At 73.8% G+C, this 21,471-nt stretch carries 8 protein-coding genes and 1 pseudogene; 6 read left to right on the top strand and 3 right to left on the bottom strand.

What is annotated here, in order from left to right:
- Nucleotides 1-180, top strand: a pseudogene (locus ONA70_RS22495) (hypothetical protein); the annotation flags it as partial.
- Between the two features lie 96 nt (nucleotides 181-276).
- On the opposite strand, the gene ONA70_RS22490 reads toward ONA70_RS22495, so the two are convergent.
- Complete coding sequence (locus ONA70_RS22490; RefSeq protein WP_265008452.1) at nucleotides 277-1,338, bottom strand: NAD-dependent epimerase/dehydratase family protein; 1,062 nt, start codon at nucleotides 1,336-1,338, stop codon at nucleotides 277-279.
- A 171-nt stretch (nucleotides 1,339-1,509) separates the two neighbouring features.
- Here ONA70_RS22490 and ONA70_RS22485 point away from each other — a divergent pair, with 171 nt between their 5' ends.
- Together ONA70_RS22485 and ONA70_RS22480 are read left to right on the top strand one after the other, a co-directional pair.
- Nucleotides 1,510-2,838 (top strand): molybdopterin-dependent oxidoreductase, encoded by a 1,329-nt coding sequence (locus tag ONA70_RS22485; RefSeq protein ID WP_265008451.1) that lies wholly within the window; start codon nucleotides 1,510-1,512, stop codon nucleotides 2,836-2,838.
- Nucleotides 2,831-3,292, top strand: a complete 462-nt coding sequence (locus tag ONA70_RS22480; protein WP_265008450.1) for a hypothetical protein — start codon at nucleotides 2,831-2,833, stop codon at nucleotides 3,290-3,292. The genes ONA70_RS22485 and ONA70_RS22480 overlap by 8 nt, the downstream gene beginning before the upstream one ends.
- 3 nt (nucleotides 3,293-3,295) lie before the next feature.
- Here ONA70_RS22480 and ONA70_RS22475 read toward each other — a convergent pair whose 3' ends face one another.
- Together ONA70_RS22475 and ONA70_RS22470 are read right to left on the bottom strand one after the other, a co-directional pair.
- A complete protein-coding gene (locus tag ONA70_RS22475; protein ID WP_265008449.1) occupies nucleotides 3,296-4,132 on the bottom strand; it encodes a PhzF family phenazine biosynthesis protein in 837 nt (278 codons plus the stop codon).
- Complete coding sequence (locus tag ONA70_RS22470) at nucleotides 4,129-5,418, bottom strand: ArsB/NhaD family transporter (RefSeq protein WP_265008448.1); 1,290 nt, start codon at nucleotides 5,416-5,418, stop codon at nucleotides 4,129-4,131. The genes ONA70_RS22475 and ONA70_RS22470 overlap by 4 nt, the downstream gene beginning before the upstream one ends.
- A 30-nt stretch (nucleotides 5,419-5,448) precedes the next feature.
- On the opposite strand from ONA70_RS22470, the gene ONA70_RS22465 reads away from it, so the two are divergent.
- The 3 genes from ONA70_RS22465 to ONA70_RS22455 all read left to right on the top strand — a co-directional run.
- Nucleotides 5,449-11,247 (top strand): WD40 domain-containing protein, encoded by a 5,799-nt coding sequence (locus tag ONA70_RS22465; RefSeq protein WP_265008447.1) that lies wholly within the window; start codon nucleotides 5,449-5,451, stop codon nucleotides 11,245-11,247.
- Between the two features lie 139 nt (nucleotides 11,248-11,386).
- On the top strand, nucleotides 11,387-12,235 hold the full coding sequence (locus ONA70_RS22460; protein WP_265008446.1) for an effector-associated domain EAD1-containing protein: 849 nt from the start codon (nucleotides 11,387-11,389) through the stop codon (nucleotides 12,233-12,235).
- Nucleotides 12,236-12,544: 309 nt separating this feature from the next.
- A partial coding sequence (locus tag ONA70_RS22455; RefSeq protein WP_265008445.1) for a calcium-binding protein occupies nucleotides 12,545-21,471 on the top strand: 8,927 nt, incomplete at its 3' end.

The following is a 21,471-nucleotide window of genomic DNA, read 5'->3' as shown; positions in this document are numbered from 1 at the left end:
GTGGTGGCCGCCGACCTGTCCGGTATGAGCAAGGCCGAGGTGGAACGGATCTGGCTGCCGTTCGTGGTCTGGCTGCTGGTCGCCGCCGCGCACCTGCCGGCGCCGGCCCGCCGCTGGTGGCTGGCCGGGCAGGCACTCACCGCGCTCGCCGTCAACCACCTGCTGTTCACCGTCTCCTGAGTGCCGAAGAGTTGGGCAACTTCGGGGAAGTTGCCGCCTCGGCATGGCGGGAGGCAGCAGTTTCGGTGAAGGTGCCGCCAGCGGCCCGGTGAGCGGTCAGCCGACCAGGGCGGCCGGTTCGCGCAGCGGGTCGGTGGCGAAGGCGGTCACCCCGTCGACGAAGCCGACCCGGGCGGTGTAGCCGAGCAACTCCCGTGCCCGGGTCGGGTCGGCCACCACGTGCCGCACGTCGGCCCCCCGCGCCCCACCGACCACCTCCGGCGCCGGGCCGCCCATCGCCTCGGCCAGCGCGACCGCCAGGTCGCCGACGGTGTGTGGCTCGCCGGAGCAGACGTTCACAGGGACCAGGCCGTCCGGGGCGGGTGCGGTGAGCGCCAGCAGGTTCGCCCGAGCCACGTCGGTGACGTGTACGAAGTCCCGGCGCTGCCGGCCGTCCTCGTACACCCGCGGCGGCCGAGCGTCGGCGAGCGCCGACCGGAACAGCGAGGCGACCCCCGCGTACGGGGTGTCGCGCGGCATCCGGGGCCCGTAGACGTTGTGGTAGCGCAGCGCCCACACCCCGCCCCCGGTCTGCCGGGCCCACGCCGCGGCGTAGTGCTCCTGGGCGAGCTTGCTGGCCGCGTACGTGCTGCGCGGCTCCAGGGGGGCGTCCTCGGGGACCAGCGCGGGGTCGAGGGTGTCGCCGCAGTGCGGGCAGGTCGGGTCGTACCGGCCGGCGGCGAGGTCGGCGGCGCGACGCGGCGCGGGTCGCACCACCCCGTGCCGGGCGCAGCGGTAGCGCCCCTCGCCGTAGACCACCATCGAGCTGGCCAGCACCAGCCGGGACACCCCGGAGCGGTGCATCGCGGCCAGCAGCACCGCCGTGCCGTGGTCGTTGTGGCCGGCGTAATCGGGGGCGTCGGACGGGTCCAGTCCGTGCCCCACCATGGCCGCCTGATGGCAGACCGCGTCCACGCCGGGCAGCAGGCGGTCCAGCAGCCCGGCGTCGCGTACGTCGCCGACCACCGGGTCGTGCCGGCGGGACCACTCGGGCAGCGCGCCGCCGTGCGCCTGGGGCAGCAACGCGTCCAGGCAGACCGGCTCGTGCCCCTCGGCGGCCAGCAGGTCGGCGACCTGCGATCCGATGAATCCGGCCGCGCCGGTGACCAGTACCCGCATGTCTGCCCACGCTAGGGCACCGCGCGGCGCCGGTCGGGTGGTTCACGAAGGACGTCAGCAGTCCGTAAGAGATGGCGGTAAGGGTTCGGTAATGCGGCAAAGCGGACCGGCCGGCCGCTGCGGCGTCTAGCGTCTGGCTGGAGCCCTGGACCACGCCATCAGGAGGGATCCGTGCCTGCCCGGCCACCCGCACCGACCGGTCCGGACGGTCCACCGTCCGCCGTACCGGCCCGGCTGTGGCGTGGGCTCGACCGGTACCGGCCGCCGGGTGTCGACGCGGTCGCCCGCGCCTGGCGCAGCCCGGTCCGCGGGCCCTGGCTGACCTCCGTGCTCGGCGCGGTGCTGCTCGTCACCCTGCCCCTGGTGATCGTCACGGGGCTGCTCGACTGGATCGCCTACGGGCCCCGCTTCGGCCAGGCCTTCCCCGCCGGCGTGGGGTGGCTGCATCCGCCGGTGTTCGACTGGCCGACCCGGCCCGCGTGGCTGTTCCGGGTCACCCAGGGGCTGCACGTGACGCTGGGGATCGTGCTGGTGCCGGTGGTGCTCGGCAAGCTCTGGTCGGTGGTGCCCAAGCTCTTCGACTGGCCGCCGGCGCGCTCGATCGCGCAGGTGCTGGAGCGGCTGTCGCTGCTGCTGCTGATCGGCGGCATCCTCTTCCAGATCGTCACCGGGCTGCTCAACATCCAGTACGCCTACCTGTTCGGCTTCGACTTCTACACGGCGCACTGGTACGGCGCCTGGGTCTTCACCGTTGCCCTGGTCACCCATGTGGCGATCAAGCTGCCCCGGCTGGTCACCGCGCTGCGCGGGCCGGGCTTCGCGCGTACGCCGCTGGCGCGGACCCGGCCGGAGCCGCCGGATCCGGACGGCCTGGTGGCCCGGCGGCCCCGACCGGCGACGATGAGCCGGCGCGGGGTGCTGGCCGTGGTCGGCGGGGGAGCGCTGCTGCTGGCGGCGCTGACCGTCGGGCAGAGCGTCGACGCGCTGCGGCGCACCGCGCTGCTGCTGCCGCGCGGCCGCCGGTTCGGCGCCGGACCGAACGGCTTCCCGGTGAACCGCAGCATCGCCGCGGCCGGCGTCACCCCGGCGCAGACCGGGCCGGGCTGGCGGCTGACCGTGCGGGGCGCGGGCCGGACCGTCACGCTGGACCGGGGCCAGCTGCTCGCCATGGCCCAGCACACGGCCGCCCTGCCGATCGCCTGCGTGGAGGGCTGGTCCACCGCCCAGACCTGGACCGGGGTCCGGCTGCGCGACCTCGCCGCCCTGGTCGGGGTGGCCGCGCCGGGGTCGGCCCGGGTCCGGTCGCTGGAACGGGCCGGCCTGTTCCGCCAGGCGGCCCTGCAGGGCAACCAGGTCACCGACCCCGACGCGCTGCTGGCCCTGCGGGTCAACGGCGTCGACCTGAGCCCGGACCACGGCTACCCGGCGCGGGTCATCGTGCCCGCGCTGCCCGGCGTGCACTGCACCAAATGGGTCGAGGAGATCGCGTTCGATGGCTGAGTTGCGGCGGGCGTACGGCGCCGCGCCCTGGCACCTGCTGCTGCTGGCCGGATGTTTCGCCGTGGCCGGCTGGATCGCGCTGCGGCTGGCCGGCGAGCCGGCGGCCGGCCGGATGCTGCTGTGGTTCGTCGGCGCGGCGATCGCGCACGACTTCGTCCTCTTCCCGGCGTACGCGTCGGTGGACCGGGTGCTGCGGTCTGCGTCCCGTCACGGCGGGAACCGGGCGCTGCTGAACCACGTCCGGGTGCCGGCGCTCGGCGCCGGCCTGCTGTTCCTGGTCTACCTGCCCGGGATTCTGGGTCTCGGCGACGGCACGTACACCCGGGCGTCCGGCCTGGCGCCCCGGGCGAGGTTCGGCCAGTGGCTGGCGGTCAGCGCGGTGCTCTTCGCCGCCAGCGCGCTGCTGTACGGCATCCGCCGGCTGTCCCGGCGGGCGCGCCCGCCGGTGCGGTGACGGTCACCACCGTGCCGGCCCGGTGATCGTCGCGGTGCCGCCCACCCGGACCAGCGGGCCGTCCGCCCCCGGTCGGGTGGTGGCGACCACCGTGGAGGGTTCGCCGAGCGTGTCGCCCATGTCGACCGCGAGCGCGGACCCGCCCTGGCCGGACAGGTGCGCGGCCAGGCAGGCGGTGCTGTTGGCGTTGGCGATGTCCTCCGGCACCCCGATCGACGGGGCGAACATCCGGGCCGCGGCGAGGCCGTCCGGGCCCGGGGTGCTGTAGACGTAGCAGCCCAGCAGCCCCAGCCGGTCGCACGCCGCCCGCAGTCGAGCCAGGTCGGGGGCCAGGCCCGCCAGAGCCGCGCGGTCGGGGACCCGCACCAGCAGGCGCGGCCGGCCCACCGAGGCGACCCGGGACGGCGCCTCGGGACCGAGGCCCAGGGCGGACAGGACCGGCGCGGTCTCCACCGGGTCGGGCACCCGCACCCGCACCGGTCCGGGATCGAACACCGCCTCGTACCGGACGCCGCCTCCGGTGGCCCGGCCCAGGAAGCTCCGGCCGCCGGAGCGCAGGACGCTCTCGTACGCCCCGGCGCCGGCGCGCTCGGCGAGCACCGCCAGCGCGGCCACCGTGCCGTGCCCGCAGGCCGGCAACTCCCCGGTGGCGGTGAAGAAGCGCAGCGACACGGTCCCGGGCCCCGCGGCGGCGAGGAACACCGCATGCGAGGTGCCCGCCGCCACCGGCACCGCGCGGCGTTCGGCGTCGGTCAGCGACGTCTCGTCGACCACCGCCGTCGGGCTGCCGCCCCGCCCGTCCCGCTGGCAGGCGTGCACGATCGTGACGGGCGGGATCACGGGCCCACCAGCAGGGCGGCGACGGTGGCCGTGGTGGCCAGGGCGGCCAGCGCGGCGCTGGTGGCCACGAACCGGCCCAGCGGCACCGCCACCCCGGCGGCCCGGCAGCGCTCGTACCAGATCAGGGTGGCCAGCGACGCCCACGGCGTGGCGAGCGGGCCGACGTTCGTGCCGACCAGCAGGGCCAGCAGTTGGGTGTGGTGATCGACGGCGATGACCGCCTCGCCGGCGACGTACGCGGGCAGGTTGTTGACCACGTTGGCGAAGAGCGCGCCCACGCCGCCGGCCCGCAGCGCCCCCTCGGCGCCCGGGTCGCCGCCGATCAGGGTGCCCATCACGGTGTCCAGGCCGTGCCGGCCGATGGTCTGCACCACCAGGAACAGCCCGGTCACGAAGACCAGCAGCCGCCACGGGATCAACGCGAGCCTCAGGCTGCCCCGGGCGCGGACCGCGAAACCGGCGACCAGGATCGCGGCGGCCACCCCGGAGGCGAGGCCGATCTCGACGCCGACCAGGATCCCGGCCACGAAGAGCAGGCACGCGGCGAGCGCGGTGCGGTAGAGCACCGGATCCGGCGGCACGTGCGGCGGCGGGGGGACGAACGGGTCGGCGCCCGCCCGCGCCGGCCGCCAGTACCACCACCACAGCAGCAGCATGGTGATCACGATGGCGACCAGTTGCGGCCACCACATCCGGGCCGCCCACGGCACCGGATCGAGGCCGATCCGGTCGCTGGCCAGGATGTTGGTCAGGTTGGACACCGGCAGCAGCAGGCTGGCCGTGTTGGCCAGCCACACCGTGGTCATCGCCAGCGGCGTCGGCGGCACCCCGAGCTTGCGGGCCAGCGCGATCATCACCGGGGTGAGCAGCACGGCCGTGGTGTCCAGGTTGAGCGCGATGGTGGTGACCGAGGCGAACCCGACGCAGAGCCAGAACAGCGACCGGAAGCTGCCCCGCGCGGTGATCGCCACCCGGGCGGCGAGGGCGTCGAAGACCCCGGCCACCGCGGTCAGTTCGGCCAGCACCACCACCGTGCCGAGGAAGATCAGGATCGGGACGATCCGGCGTACGGTGGCCTCGGCGTCGGCGCGGGGGAGCAGTCCGGTGAGGACACCGGCCAGACCGACCACCGCCAGCCCGATCGCGATCCAGTCGAGCACGTGCAGCCGGCCCCAGCGGGATCGGTCCGGCGCGGCGGACGGCGGCTCGCCGGCGGTCTCCACGAGGGATGATCCTCGCACACCGCCGACCGGCCGGACCCGCCCGACGCTGCCCAGGGTGGCCACCGATTGACGGTCAGTGGCAATAATGACCACGTGGCTGTAGGCGCGCACCCCACCCGGTCTGACCGCCCCATCGACTTCTTCATCAGCTACTCGCCCGCCGACGAGCGCTGGGCGACCTGGCTGGCCTGGGAGTTCGAGGCCGCCGGCTACCGCACCCTGCTCCAGGCCTGGGACTTCGTGGCCGGCACCAACTTCATCGACTTCATGGACCGGGGCGTCCGGGAGGCCGCCGTCGTGGTGGCCGTCCTCTCCGAACGTTACCTGCACTCCACGTACGGGAAGCTGGAGTGGCAGGCCGCGCTGCGCGCCGACCCGGACGGCACCGGCAACAAGCTGGTCACCGTACGGGTCGAGGACTGTCCGATCGACGGCCTGCTCGCCACCATCACCTACGTCGACCTGGTCGGGGTCACCGACGCGGCGCAGGCACGGGGCCGGGTGCTCGACCGGATCCGGGAGGCGCTCGACGGCCGGGCCAAGCCGGCCCTGCAACCGGCCTTCCCGCACCACCCCGCCGACCCGGCCGGGGTGCTCGCCACCCCGGCCGCCGGCCCGCCCGCGCCCCGCCGCGCCCGGCGTACACCGATCAACCCGCCGCCGTTCCCGCCCGCCGCGGCGGCGGCTCCGGTGGCCCGCAGCACGCTCACCGTGCTCCAGGTGGCCGGGCCCCGCTTCGGTCGGGGCGTCATCTCCCCGGGCGCGCCGGTCACCCCCGGCGAACTCCAGGAACACCTGATGGGTGACCTCACCCTGCTGATGAACGACGGGGTGCCCCGGCCCGACCTGCTGGTGGTGTCCGGCAACCTCACCGAGTCGGGCAGCCCCCGGGAGTTCTCCGACGCGCTGACCTTCCTCACCGGACTGCGGGTGCTGCTCGGGCTGGAACCGCACCGCCTCGTGGTGGTGCCCGGGCCGCGCGACGTCACCATGGCCGCCAGCCGGGCGTACTTCGCCACCTGCGAGGCCGACGACGTGGACCCGCAGCCGCCGTACTGGCCGAAGTGGCGGCACTACGCGCGCCTGTTCGACGAGCTCTACCAGGGCCTCGACGACCGGATCTTCGACAGCGAGCAGCCGTGGACCCTGTTCCCGGTGCCCGACCTGCGGGTGGTGGTGGCCGGGCTGAACTCCACCATCGCCATCACCCACCGCGAGGAGGACCGGTACGGCTTCCTCGGCGAGGCCCAGTCCACCTGGTTCGCCCAGCGGCTGCGTCACTACCAGCAGTCCGGCTGGCTGCGGCTGGGCGCGATGGCGCACGGCCCCGGCGCGCGCACCCCGTACGCCGAGGAGGTGGCCGTCCCGGACGGGGTGACGCTGCGCGACCGCGCCTCGTTCCACCGCCTGGTCGGGCCGATGCTCAACCTGCTGCTCTCCGACGCCGCGCCCGGCGTACGGGTGGACCCCGGGGTGCCGCTGGCCACCACCTCCCGGGACGGCCGGGCGCAGGTGCTCCGGCTGGCCGCCGACGGGTTGACCCGCTGGGTGCTGGGCCGCGACGACCGGCACGACGTGGGCGAGCCGACGACGGTGAGCTGGCCCCGGGCCGAGGCGACCTTCGGGGCGGCCGGGCCGGCCCAGGTGCCCGACCCGCGGCTGCCTACCCCCGTGGAGGGACCGACCCAGGGCACGCCCGCCGACGGGCTGGCCGCGGCGTCGGCCGTGGTCCCGCCCGCCCCGCTGGACCGGCTGCTCGACCGGCTCGCCGAGGTGTGCGAGGCGCGCCACGACCGGGTGCTGGTCCGCCGGGTGACGGCCGAGCCGCCGCACCTGTTCGTCACGTACCGGGCCGACGGGGTGGTCCGGCAGCAGCGGGTCGGCGCCCACGTGGGCACGCCGACCGCCGCCGACGTCGACCACTTCGCCCGCCGGGTGCACGCCACCGACCCGGACATCCCCTCCGAGTTGGTCTACGACGGCGACCGGGTGCCGCGCGGCCTGGCCGAGGAGGCGCAGCGCCGGGGCGTCCGGGTGCTGCACCTGACCGAGTTCCAGGGCCTGCTCGACCTGCGCGAGTACGTGGCCGCGCAGACCGCCCGGCTGCAGGCCGACCGGCTCTACCCGCCCGGCCAGTACGTGCCGCAGCGCTACCGCCACCTGGTGGGCTCCGACCAGCGGGTCCGCGAGGACGTGGTGGACGAGCTGCTCGAACTGATCTCCGCGCCGGACGGCCGGTTCGTGCTGGTGCTCGGCGACTTCGGCCGAGGCAAGACGTTCGCGCTGCGCGAGGTGGCCCGACGGCTGCCCACCGACGCCCCGGACCTGATCCCGATCCTGGTGGAGCTGCGCGCGCTGGACAAGGCGCACTCGGTCGACGGGCTGGTGGCCGCGCACCTGGCCAACCACGGCGAGCAGGTGATCGATCTCAAGGCGTTCCGCTACATGCTTCGCCAGGGGCGGGTCGTGCTGCTCTTCGACGGCTTCGACGAGCTGGTGGCCCGGGTGACCTACGACCGGGCGGCCGACCACCTGGAGACCCTGCTCCAGGCGGCCGAGGGTAACGCGAAGATCGTGGTGAGCAGCCGGACCCAGCACTTCAAGACCAACTCGCAGGTGCTGACCGCGCTCGGCGAGCGGGTCGGCCTGCTGCCGCACCGCCGGGTGCTGGCCATCGAGGACTTCACCCCCGGCCAGATCGAGGCCTTCCTGCGCCACCGGTACGGCGGGGACGAGCGGGCCGCTCGCGAGCGGATGGACCTGCTCGCCGGGGTGAAGGACCTGCTCGGCCTCTCCCGCAACCCCCGGATGCTCGGCTTCATCGCCAACCTCGACGAGCGGCGGCTGGCCGCCGTCGCGGGGGCCGGCGGCACGTTCAGCGCGGCGGCGCTCTACCGGGAGATCCTGGAGTCCTGGCTGGACTTCGAGGAGCGGCGGACCCAGGGGATCCCGGGCGTGCCGGTGAGCCTGCGCCGCCCCGAGCTGTGGCACGCGGTGGGCCGGCTCGCCTTCCAACTCTGGGAGAGCGGCGAGTCGTACCTGCGGCTGGCCGAGCTGACCGAGGCCACCGGCCAGCTCGCCGGGCTGGCCGAGTCTCGGCTCTCCGGCCCGCAGGCGGCGCACGCGGTGGGTGCCGGCAGCCTGCTGGTCCGCACCGACGACGGCCTCTTCGGGTTCATCCACACCTCGGTGATGGAGTGGCTGGTGGCCGAGGGGATCGCCGCGCAGCTCAACCGGGGTGAGGAGCCGTCCGCGCTGGCCGCGAGACCGCTGTCGGCGCTGGTCGTCGAGTTCCTCGGCGACCTCGCCGACCCGGCCCACTGCACCGCCTGGACGTCCCGGGTGCTCGGCGACGAGACCGCCGGGGAGACGGTGCGGGCCAACGCGCTGCGGCTGAGCGCGCGGCTGCGGCTGCCCGACCGGGCCGACCTGCGCGGCGCGGTGCTGCGCGGCGAGGACCTGTCCCACCGGGAGCTGGCCGGCGCCGACCTGACCGGGGCCGACCTGACCGACACGCGCCTGGTCGCCGCCAACCTCACCGAGGCCCGGCTGGAGCACGCCCGGCTGCGCGGCGCCCGCCTGGACCAGACCCGGCTGACCCGGGCCGATCTGCGCGGGGCGGAACTGGCCGGGTCCCGGCTGTTCCGGGCCGACCTGCGTGGCACCCGGATCTCCGGCAGCAGCTGGCACCGGGCCGCGCTGATCGACGTGAACGCCGACGCCGCGCTGCTGCGCGCGCCGGAGCTGCGCGGCGCGGTGGTCGCCCCCGGCCGCCCGGTGGCGCCCGGTCTCGCCCCGCCCGCCGTGGGCGTCTCGTACGGCTTCGAGGTGGGCCGGCTGCCGGTGCCGGTCGCGTACAGCCCGGACGGGGCGGTGCTCGCCGTCGGCAGCGACGACGGTGGTGTGCTGATCTGCGACACCGCCACCGGCCTGCCGGTGCGCACCCTGCAGGGTCACCGGGGGCGGGTGTACGCGGTGCGCTTCGACGCCGCCTCGCACCAGCTCGTCACCGGCGCGGCCGACCTGTCCGTGCGGTTCTGGGACGCCGACCACGGCGACGTGCGGCACGTCATCGAGGACGTCTTCGCCGGCTGGGTGTGGCCGCTGCTCACCGACGGCGCGCGGGGCCGGCTGGTGGTGGGCGACGGGGCCGGCGTGGTCCGGCTCTACGACACCCGCACCGCCCGGCTGCGGCACGAGTGGCCCGGGCACGCCGCCCCGATCTGGGGCACCTCGTTCAGCCCGGACGGCCGGCGGGTCGTGGTGGTGGACAGCTCCGGCGTGGTCCGCGCCTGGGACATCGCCTCCGGCCGGCTCACCTTCGAGGTACGCGAGCCGGAGGTGGTCTACCGGGTGGTGCACACCCCGGACGGCCGGGCCCTCGCGGCGGTCGGCCAGCACGGCCGCGTGTGGATCCGCCGGGCCACCGACGGTGACCTGCTGCGCCAGCCCCGTGGCCACGAGGCCGACGTGTACGCCCTCGACGTGCACCCCGACGGCGGGCTGATGGCCACCGGCGACACCCACGGCGCGCTGCGCCTGTGGGAGGTGGAGACCGGCCGGCCGGTCCGGGTGCTCGGCCGGCAGCGCGGCGCGATCTACAGCGTTCGGTTCAACGGTGACGGCAGCCTGCTCGCCACCGCCGCCAGCGACGGCGCCATCCAGGTCTGGGACACCGCCGACGGCCAGCTCCGGCATGAACTGACCCGGCACCGGGGCTCGGTCTGGCCGGTGGTCTGGCGGCCCGACCAGGCGCAGATGGCGACCAGCAGCAACGACGGCACCACCCGGATGTGGGACGTGCGCAGCGGGCAGCTCCAGCACACCCTGCGCGGGCACGGCCGGCGGGTCACCTCGCTGTCCTTCCGGGACGACGGCGAGGTTCTCGCGGCCTGCGGCAACGACGGCGTGGTACGGCTGTGGGAGCCGCGTACCGGCCGGCTGGTCCGGCAGCTCGCCAGCCCGGCCGACCGGCTGCTCTCGGTCGTCTTCTGCCCGGGCGAGTCGCTGGTCGCCTCGCCGAGCGGCGACGGCGGGGTGCACCTGTGGAACACCGACACCGGCGCCGACGAGCGCGAGCTCAACGTGGACACCGACCACGTCTGGGCGGCCGCGTTCAGCCCGGACGGGGACGCCCTGGCCACCGCCAACGACGACGACACGGTCCGGCTCTGGTACCGGCGTACCGGCCGGCACTTCGCCACCCTCACCCCGCACCGCGGCCGGGTGCGGGCCGTGGCGTTCAGCCCGGACGGCGAGACCATCGCCACCGGCTGCGACGACCAGCTGGTCCGCCTCTGGGACGCCGCCACCGCCACCTGCCGGCTCACCCTCGAACAGCACACCGACCGGGTGTACGCGGTCTGCTTCAACACCGAGGGGACGCTGCTCGCCAGCGCCAGCAACGACGGCACCGCGGTGGTGTGGGACGCACTCACCGGCGAGCGGCGCACCGTGCTCACCGAGCACACCGGCCGGCTCTGGTCGTGCGCGTTCAGCCCGAACGGGGCGTTGCTGGCCACCGCCGGGGACGACCTGATCATCCGGCTCTGGGACCCGAGCACCGGCCGGCTGCACGGCGCCCTGGCCGCGCACACCCGGCGGGTCTGGTCGGTGGCGTTCAGCCCGGACAGCAGCCTGCTCGCCAGCGCCGGCGACGACGGCACCGTCCGGCTGTGGGACGTCGCCGACCCGGAGCACGCCCAGTTGCGCGCCACGCTGATCGGCCTGCCCGAGGGCTGGGCCGCGGTCAGCCCGGACGGGCGGTACAAGCTGGACGGTGACCCGGGCGGCCAGTTCTGGCACGTGATCGGCACCTGCCGGTTCGAGGTGGGGGAGCTGGACCCGTACCTGACCCAGGTGCGGCGGCTGTCCGTCGACGCCCCGTTTTGACCGACCGCTCGACTCGCCACAGTCGGTCGATCGGGCAAACTACTTGGTCCGGGGAATGCCCGACCGGTGCCTGATCTGCCACCGCCGTCCCCAGTAGACTCGTTGACTGATCGGCCCCCTGATTCCATTCAGGAGCGTTATGACGGCGCCGTCCCTTCCGGGTAGGAGCTTTGAGGAACTGGCCGAGGCGCTGCTCGACGTGTTCCCTGAGCGGTCCCCGTTCGAACAGATGCTCCGATATGACCTGGAGATTCGGCTTGCCCGGCTGGTGGGTGACGCCTCGGGCATGGAGCACATCGTGTTCCGGGTCATTTCGGTCGCTGAAGAGCACGGTTGGCTGGCCGCCCTGGTTGACGCCGCGCTCAGGAGGCGGCCCGGCACCAACAGTCTGTACCGCTGGGCAGAACGTCATCCGCATCTCGTCGATCTGAGGGCAGAACAGCGGACCCGGGAAAGCCGCTTGCAGGCAGAAAGTGTGGGGCGCCAGATCCACGCGTCTGAGGACCGGCGCGGCGTGCCTCCGGGACGGAGGCATTCGGCGCATGATCTTGTCGAGGGCAATCTGGCCCTGGACCTGGTCCGAGCGCTCCTACTGCTCAACGAACCAGGCAACGAGCGGGTCCTCGCGGCACGCAGCCTCGGCGCTCTCGCCGCCGCAGGCTCCACCACGATCACCGAAAGCTCCGTCCGTCGACAGTTGTGGGAAATCGCCGACCTGCTGCTGGAATATGTCGAGCCGGAGGTGATGCGCCCGCCGGCGCTGATCCTCGCGCTGTCCCCATCAACCGTGGCGGCCGAGCAGTCGACGTCGCCGCGGACCCGGGAGCCTGCGAAGGATGAATCCGGCACTGCGCGCTCGGCCTTGGCTGCTCCAGGCGGCGTGCCGCGTGGGGCAGCGGACGCGGGGGATAACGATTCCTCGTTGCTGCCGCCCCTGAACGAATTCGCACCGTCGCTGCGACAGATCGACAAGTGCCTCGACATGTGACAGGCCGGGCGCCGGCCCTCGCCCGATGAGGCCCGTGACGTGACCCGGTCCGGCAAACGCGCCTTCGCGGGCCGACACCTCGGCATTGCCTTCGTCGCTCGTGCCGATGCGGTCTGGGATGGCCGTTCCGTGTGGTCGATCGGTCGACCTGACCGCTCAGTGGGAACCGGCCACCCGGCGTAGTGACGTCCACTGATCGGTTTGACGCCCTGTCACCATCTCGACACAGAAGTTGTGAGTCGCTTCCGTGATCGATGTGCTGTCGCCGGACAGCGCCGTCGGTGACGGCCATCGAGGAAGAGGTGGCTCATGGTGGCACTACGGCGGCTGCTCGCCGGCCTGACAGCAATGGTGGTGACCGCCGCGCTCGCCCTGGTGTGGACCGCGGCGCCCGCCCACGCGGACGAGGCGTGGGAGACCGCGCTCAAGAACCTGATGTCGCGGACCGCCACCTGGGCGGAGGGCGGACTGTCCCGGGTCGGCCTGCTCGGCCAGCCCCTGCCGCTGCTCGGGGTGAGCCCGGGCGCGCTGGTGGACACTGACAAGCTCGCCCGGAAGGCCTCCGACGCGCTGGCGAGCGGACTCACCAAGGACGACGTCGACCTGGGCGGCGGCACCCGGCTGACCAGCGCGGTCACCACCAGCGGCGGGGACCACCTGCTCGACGTGGTGCTCACCACCAAGCGGCAGGTCACCGACAAGGACCTGGCCGTCGGTGGGGTGACCCTGGCCAAGGCGGTCGAGGTCACCGGCTGGGCGACGCTGCACCTGAAGGCGCGGCACACCGCCGCCGGGGAGACCTACCTGATCCGCGACGGGGACACCCCGCGCATCGACATCGACGCCGCGGCCACCCTCCGCGCCGACCTGGACCAGGCCACCGCCTCGGTCGGCATCCTCGGCGTGGCGCTCACCGCCGGCAGCACGCTGACCGCCCGGACCCACGTCAAGGTCACCCTCACCGACCCGAACGGCGACGGCCGGCTCGCCTTCGACACCGCCTCCGGACCCGGCACCGGCGAGCTGGGCGCGTCCGGCTCCCTCGCCGGGCTGGTCCAGGTCGCCCTGGACGGCTCCGGCGGCGGGAAGATCTCGGACAGCGAGACCGAGCCGGGTCCCGGTTCGGTGCACGGGGTGGTCAAGCTCGGCGCGGCCACCTCCGGCGCCCCGTTCGACCTGCCCGCCATCGCCGCGACCGTGAACGTCGACTGGAACGACATCTCCGTCGGCAGCCCCACCGTGACCACCACCGGGCTCGACGAGACCATCGCCAAGTTCCGCAACATGAGCCCGCTGGACCTCGCCTCCGGCCTGGCCCAACTCGCCACCCTGCTCGGCGGGGTGCAGCAGAGCGGACCGGCCGGCAACCTCAGCCTGCCGTTCCTGCGCGGCACCTTCGCCGACGCGGTGAAGGTCAACGAGAAGCTCACCGGCTTCCTCAAAAAGTACGTCCACCCGAAGCCGGACGACCCCGACTTCGACCCCGCCACGGACGACCCCGCCAAGGCCGGGCAACCCAAATTCAGCTCCATCCAGGAACTGGTCAAGCTGCTCGCCGCCGAGGGCCTACCGGTCGACAACCTGTCCTTCGCCGGCCAGAAGCTGGTCTTCCGGGTGAAGCTGGAGCGGGAGTCCACCGTCGCCGTGCCGCTGGACCCGGGTGCCGCCTCGATCTCCGGCCGCGGCGCCACCTTCACCGCCAAGGGCTTCAGCCTCGCCGCCGACGACCACCGGTTCACCCCGGGTGAGCTGGTCGGCCAGCGGGTGGTCGCGGGCACCTCGGCCGGCACCATCGCCGCCAACACCGCCACCTCGGTCACCCTGCGCGAGAACTGGATCGGCGGCCAGCCCGCCGCCGACGCGGTCTGGGTGATCAGCGGCTCCAGCCCCAACATCGGCGCCGTCGAGCTGGCCGGGACGCTCACCAAGCCGGCTGGCGGCGACAAGAAGGTCGGCCTCCGGGCGGCCAACGCCCAGGCCAGCTTCGCCACCGTGAAGCCGAAGTACACCGCCGCCGTCACCCTCGTCCTCGACCTGCGCGACGACCTCGGCAGCCCGGCCGCCAACGCGGACCGGGTGCTGCTGCGTACCGACCCGGCGACGCCGCTGTTCGCCGCCGACTTCCCGATCACCACCGGCGTCGACTTCTACGCCAACGCCGGCTTCCTCAAGGTCAAGCTCGGCGGTGACCTCGCCGTCGGGCCGGCCGCCGCCGGCCAGCGGATGCTCCAGGTCGGCTTCAAGCAGGCGCAGGACGTCAGCCTCGGCGAGCTGTTCCGCCGGCTCCAGTCCGAGCCGACCAGCCTGCTCGCCGTCTCCTCGTCGGTGAAGACCACCGGCCGGGTCACGGTCAGCGTCCCCGGCGCCACCGGCGCCCTCGGCCAGGGCGTCGGCGTCGACGTCAGCTGGACGGCCGGCGGGCAGCCGGTGGTCGACACCAGCAGTCTCGCCGGGCTCTTCGCCGTCGACTTCAACCCGGACGACCCGAAGGCGCTGTTCGCCGCCGTCGTCGAGGCGCTGCGCCTGGTCAACGCCGCGCTCGCCCAGCCGGGCGGCGGCAGCGGTCCGCTGGACACCGAGATCCCGCTGCTCGGCCGGTCGGCCCGGGAACTGCTCGGCGCCGACGAGAGCGGCGTCGGCAAGGGTGTCACCTTCGTCGCCGACGGCGCGGACTTCCTGCTCAAGGACGGCAACCGCAGCGGCGACGCGGCCTTCGACGAGCGGCTGACCGGCCGCACCGTGGTGATCGGCAGCAAGGCGTACCGGGTGCTGAACTGGGTGGACGGCCAGACCCTGCGGGTCGCGGCGGCCGGCACGCCGAAGCCCGAGGACGGTGCCGCGTACGCGCTGCGGCCGGAACTGGCCGACGCGCTGGACAAGCTGCTCGCCTCGCCGCCGGACACCCTGCAGGACGCCCTCGATCTGCTCAACAACGCCATCGGCGCGGGCAGCGGGATCCAGTTCACCCTGGACGAGCGGGCCGGCGGCCCGTACCTGCGGATCGGGCTGGACTGGAAGCGCAACGTCCGCACCGCCGGGCCGCTCGCCTTCGCCTGGGACGGCGCCCGGGACCTGGTCAGCCTGGACAGCTCCGGCACCTTCGCCCTCGACGTCGACGCCCGGGCCCAGCTGGGCCTGCTGCTGCCGCTCAAGCTGAACGCGGCGCCGCTGCTGGACAAGACCTCGTCGGCGAAGGTCACCGTCAGCGGCGGGGTGACCGACGCCGCCCTCGCCGCCCGGATCGGCCCGCTGGCCCTGGACCTCGGCAAGGACCCCGACTTCGCCACCGTCAAGGCCAACCTCAGCGTCGGCCTGGACGGGCTCGCCGCCGACGGGCCGGTCACCGACCTGCTCGGCCTGACGCCCACCTTCACCACCGCCGGCGTCGACTGCGGTGGCGGGATCGGCAGCGCGAGCACGCCGATCTGTGCCCGCGCGCCGCTGTTCGTCAACAACTGCGAGCCGGCCGACGCCACCAACCTGCTCACCTTCACCATGGGTCTGGACCTGGCGCCGCACGCGCAGACCCCGGACCTCGCCTCCTGCTTCGCCAACCTGTCGCTGAAGCTCACGGACTTCAACGTCGGCATCGACGGCTACCTGGCCAAGGTCGAGGACGCGTTGCGGCTGGCCAGCTTCGACGGCAAGCTGCCCCTGGTCGGCGACGACCTGCAGCAGGGCCAGAAGTTCGTCGCCCAGTTGCGCGCGGACGTCAAGGCCGCGATCGGCCCGGTGCTGGCCAACGCCACGCTGGACAGCGCCGGCATGCAGTCCGCCCTCAACGCGGCCCTGCACGACCTCGACCCGGGTGTGAGCGCGGTGGTCGGCTGCCGCAGCGGGGTAGCCACCCCCTGCCAGCCGGAGAACTTCCAGTCCATCCGGATCAAGCTCACCAGCTCCCGCGGTGCGCCCTCGGCCGCCGACGGCTGCAAGGACGCCGGCGACACCGACAAGTGCCTCACCGCCAACGTCCCGCTCGACCTCGGCATCCCCGGCCTGTCGTTGAAGGCGAAGAAGGGCGCCACCGACGGCATCCAGGCCATGCTCGGCTGGAGGCTGCACCTGGACCTGGTGCTCGACCGGGACGAGGGCTTCTACGTCCCCACCCATGACGGGGACACCACGCCCGAGGTGCAGATCGGCGCGAACTTCGACATGACCGGTGATCTCGCCGCCCAGCTCGCCTTCATCCAGGTGAACGCGACCAAGCAGGGCACGGCGCCGCTGGTGCGGGCGTACTTCGGGATCGACCTGAAGGGCTCGCCGGGAGAGAAGAGCTGCTTCGACCCGTCGGTGACCGCCGACTGCACGGCCGACCCGAACGCCAAGCTCACCCTCGCCGAGTTCGGTGACCTCGGCTCGCTCGTCGCCACCGATCTCAGCGCCCAGGTGGACATCGACTGGAAGCTGGCGGCGGTGGTGAACACCGGCGACGAGGTGGGCTCGGCGCTGCCCGGTGTCAGCGCCCGCTTCGGCCTGAAGTGGGGCCTGGCGCACAAGCAGGGTGCTCTGTCCGCCGGCGGGGCCGGCGTCACCACGCCGTTGCAGGTGACTTTCACCGAGATCGCGCTGGACGCCGGCACCTTCTTCACCAAGATCCTCAAGCCGGTGGTGGACAAGATCAAGGCGGTCACCGGCCCGCTCCAGCCGGTCATCGACACCCTGTACGCGCCGATTCCGGTGCTGTCCGACCTGTCGAAGGCCACCGGCGGACCGGACATCACCCTGGTCTGGCTGGCCAAGACCTTCAGCACCCTGACCGGCGGGCCGAAGCTCGAATTCGTCGACACGATCCGCGAAGTGATCAATTTCGTCCGGCTGATTCCCGACAGCTGCGGCACGAACTGCTCGATCCCACTCGGTCGGTTCCAGGTCGACCCGGCGAAGGCGCTGACCACGGCGGTCTCGCCGGCCTCGGCGGAGAGCCTGATCGACCGCACCACCGGCTACCAACCGGCAAAGGACACGGACGTCAAGGCGGCGGTGGACGGCGCCTCGCCCACCACGGAGGGGAAGCTGTTCACCCCGGACAGCAAGGGCAAGACCAACGCCCAGAAGACCGGCTTCAGCTTCCCGGTCTTCGACAACCCCGGCTCGCTGTTCGGCCTGCTGATGGGGCAGGACGTCGAGCTGGTCAGCTTCGACTCGGGGCCGCTGTCGCTCGGGTTCAGCTGGCGGCAGTCGTTCGGCCCGGTCTACGCGCCGCCGCCGGTGCTGATCACCCTCTCCGGCAGCGCCTCGGTGACCGCCCGGTTCATCGCCGGCCTGGACACCGCGGGCATCCGGCACGCGATCGAGGCCGCCGACAGCGGCACCGACCTCGACGCGGTCAGCCTGCTCGACGGCCTCTACTTCAAGACCACCGACAGCAGCGGCAAGCCCGCCCCGGTGGTCACCCTGCGCGGCGAGATCGCCGCGGGAGCCGAGGTCAGCGTGCTGTTCCTCAAGGCGGGCATCGAGGGCGGCATCCGGCTCACCGTCGGGTTCAGCTGGAACGACCCGAACAACGACGGCAAGTTCCGCACCAGCGAGTTCCTCGAGGCGCTCCGGTTCAACCCGATCTGCCTCTTCACCACCAGCGGCCAGCTGTCGGTCTTCCTCAAGGTCTACATCACCATCAACCTGTTCCTGTTCGAGAAGACCTTCGACTTCACCCTGGTCGACGCCACCCTGCTGGACTTCCGGGCGCAACCGGACTGCAAACCGAAGCCACCGGAGCTCGGCGGCACGGTCGGGGACACCCTGGTGGTCTTCGCCGGCAAGTTCGGCAAGGAGGCGCAGCGCGGAGACAAGGCCTGGGACAACGGCGCCGGCACCTACGCCGGTGACGTGGTGAAGGTGTACGCGCTGCACTACGCCGACGCCGGCACCCCCGACGCCAGCGACGACTTCGACGGCTTCGCGGTCGAGGCGCTCGGGCGCAAGCAGGAGTTCCTCGACCAGAACCTGACCCGGGTGGTCGTCGACGGGCGGGGCTACCAGGTCACCGACCACGACAAGATCTCCCTGTCGATCCTGCTGCTCGGCGACGGCGACACCAGCGGCGACGGCACCCGGACCTCCGCGTTCGACAAGGCCGCGGTGATCATCGGCTCCGACGGCAAGGACCAGATCCGCACCGGCACCGGGCCGGCGTACGTGGACGGACGCGACGGCGACGACGTGATCGTCACCGCGGAGGCGGCCGGCCAGGTCAGCCGGATCGCCGGCGGCCCCGGGCAGGACACCATCACCACCGGCGACGGCAACGACGTGGTGGCCGGCGACAGCGGCCTCGGCGCCGTGGACCGGCCCGACAAGACCACCGTGCACACGTCGGTCGGTGACAAGCCCCTCGACGGCCTGGTCGACTGGACGAAGCTCACGGACCCGACCGAGGAGACCACGGGCACGGCCGACCACGTCACCGTCGGGCACGGCGCCAGCACGGTCTACGGCAACGGCGGCGACGACGTGCTCGGCGTGGTCGCCGACGACCGGCCGAACGGGAAGAACACCCTGGTCGGCGGCCCGGGTTCGGACATCCTCAACGGCGGCAAGGGCGACGACACCATCCACACCGCGAGCAGCACCGTCCCGTCCGACCCGGACGCGGCCGGCAGCGGCGACGTCGGGCTGGTCAACAAGGTCGACACCGGCGCCGGGCAGGACACCGTCCACGGCAGCGCCGGCACCGACCTGGTCGTCTCGCACTCCGCCAACGGGCAGACCGGCCACCTGTACGGCTACGGCGGCGACGACGTGCTGGTCGGCGGCTACGGCACCGACGAGCTGTTCGGCGGCCCCGACCAGGACTACGTGATCGCCGAGCCGTCCTCGGTCGGCGAACCGGACGGCACCGACGGCTACGGCCCGGCCCGGCAGGTCACCCACCAGCCGCTGCCGGCCGGCACCCAGTCGCAGACCAAGCTGCTCGTCGGCGGCCTGGGCAGCGACCACGTGATCGGCGGCGACGGCGGGGCGATCGTCTTCGGCGACCGGCGCATCGTCGACGAGACCTGCGCCGACGCCAGCCTCGCCGACGCCCAGCCCACCCCGACCGACCAGGGCTCGGCCGACCTGATCCTCGGCGGCGCCGGGGTCGAGGTGGTCACCGCCGGCAGCGGCGATGACCGGGCCGACCTCGGCGGCGGCGACGACCGCGCCTGCGGCCAGTTCGGCGACGACACCCTGCACCTGGGCGGCGGCGCCGACCGGGCCTGGGGCGGCCCGGACGTCGACCAGCTGCACGGCGACGACGGCCCCGACCTGCTCTTCGGCAACACCGGTGACGACGGCCTGTACGGCGGGACCGGCGCGGACACGGCCGAGGGCAACCAGGGCGGCGACCAGGTCTTCGGCGGCCCCGACGACGACGTGCTCTACGGCGGTGGCCGGGTGGCCGGCGTGGCCGACGGGCGGGACTTCGTCTACGGCGAGGAGGGCGCGGACCGGATCGTCGGTGACAACGGCACCCCGCGGATCGGGGACGTCGGACCGTACCCGCTGGACCTCGCCGGGGACGTGGCGGCGGCCGGCACCGGGGACGTGATCTCCGGCGGTCCGGACGACGACGTCGCGTACGGCGGGCTCGGCGACGACCGGGTCGACGGCGACGGCGGGGACGACCGGATCGAGGGCAACAACGGCGCCGACCTGGTCCACGGTGGCCTCGGCCGGGACGAGATCGTCGGCGGCTCCGCCCAGGAGCCGACCGCCGGCACCGGCCGGCCGGACACCGGTGACCAGCTCTACGGCGACGCCGACGCCGACCTGATCGCCGGGGACAACGCCCGGTTCACGCCGGCCGGCGCCGACGCGACCCGGGTCACCCAGGCGCGGGCCGTGCCGCCGCGCAAGGTCACCCTGCTCGACCTCGGGTTCACCCCGGCGGCCGGCACCAGCGGCGGTGACCTGATCTCCGGCGGTGACGGCGACGACGTCATCTTCGGGCAGGGCGGCGCGGACCGGGTGCACGCCGACGCGGGCGCGGACTTCGCCGAGGGTGGCCCGGGCTCCGACTGGGTCGAGGGCGACGCCGGCGACGACGACCTGGTCGGTGGCTCCAGCACCGCGTACGACGGGACCGGGGCGGCCACCACGGGTCAGCCGGACACCGCGGACGCCCTGTTCGGCGGGCCCGGGTCCGACGCGGTCATCGGCGACAACGGCGCGGTGCTCCGCCCGCTCCCGGGTGAGCAGCCCACGGCCGTGACGGTCCGGCTCGGCGCGGACGGCAACCCGTTCGGCCCACGGATTGTGGTGCTGCTGGACCGGGCGGCGGTCACCGCCGGCCGGTACGGCGCGGACCGGATCAGCGGCGGCGACGGCGTCGACACCCTCTGGGGCCAGGACGGCGACGACGCGCTGACCGGTGACGGGGCCGGCGACTACCTGGAGGGCAACGGCGGCGCGGACACGCTCCGTGGCGACAACCCGCTCGGCGCGGCCGGCCGGTCCACGGTCACGCTGCTGCCCGACCCGGGCTGGCCGGGTGACCCGGCGGCCCCGGCCGACCTGGTCGGCGCCGGCACGCCGGACGGGCAGGACGACCTGATCGGCGGCAGCGCGGCCGCCGGGTTCCGGGACACCGGGGACGTGGTCGAGGGCAACGGTGCCGACGACGTGATCCTCGGCGACAACGGGTCGCTGCTGCGGACGGTGACCACGGTCAACGGGACGCCGGCCGAGCGGGTCTACACCGAGCGGTACCCGACTGGCGCGGTGCCGGTCGACGCCACGGTGGCCCGGACCCACGACCCGGCGCTGCCCGGGCCGTCCACCCGGTTCTGCACCACCGCCCAGTCCACCTGCGAGCCGGCCGGGGCCTACGGCAACGACCAGCTCTACGGCGACGGGGGCAACGACGGGGTGTGGGGCCAGGACGGCGACGACCTGATCCGGGGTGGATCCGGCGACGACGACCTCTTCGGTGAGCTGGGCGCCGACACCCTGTACGGCGACGACGGCCGGGACGCCATCCTCGGCGACCGGGGCGGCGTGGTGAACCAGTACCTCAACGCCGACGACGTGGCCGCGCTCGGCTTCACCGCGACCCTGTCGTCGGTGCCGCAGGAGACGTTCACCGGGTTCCGGCCCGGCGGGTACGACCGCCGGGTGGACCTGTTGCACGACACCGACGGGGACGCCTGGATCGGCAGCTCCACCTCGGCGCCCATGCCGTACGCGGGGCTGACCGCCGGCGCTGGCGACTACATCCGGGGCGGGGCCGGCGCGGACAACATCCATGGCGGCTT

This window comes from Micromonospora yasonensis (assembly GCF_026013475.1).
GTDB classification, from domain to species: Bacteria; Actinomycetota; Actinomycetes; order Mycobacteriales; family Micromonosporaceae; genus Micromonospora; species Micromonospora yasonensis.
Note: the sequence above shows the minus strand (reverse complement) of the source record. Positions and strands in the feature narration are given on the sequence as shown.

Bases quoted from the DNA above. Each gene is read 5' to 3' on its own strand.
- ONA70_RS22490 (WP_265008452.1), bottom strand. From the start codon at position 1,338: ATGCGGGTACTGGTCACCGGCGCGGCCGGATTCATCGGATCGCAGGTC.
- ONA70_RS22480 (WP_265008450.1), top strand. From the start codon at position 2,831: ATGGCTGAGTTGCGGCGGGCGTACGGCGCCGCGCCCTGGCACCTGCTG.
- ONA70_RS22460 (WP_265008446.1), top strand. From the start codon at position 11,387: ATGACGGCGCCGTCCCTTCCGGGTAGGAGCTTTGAGGAACTGGCCGAG.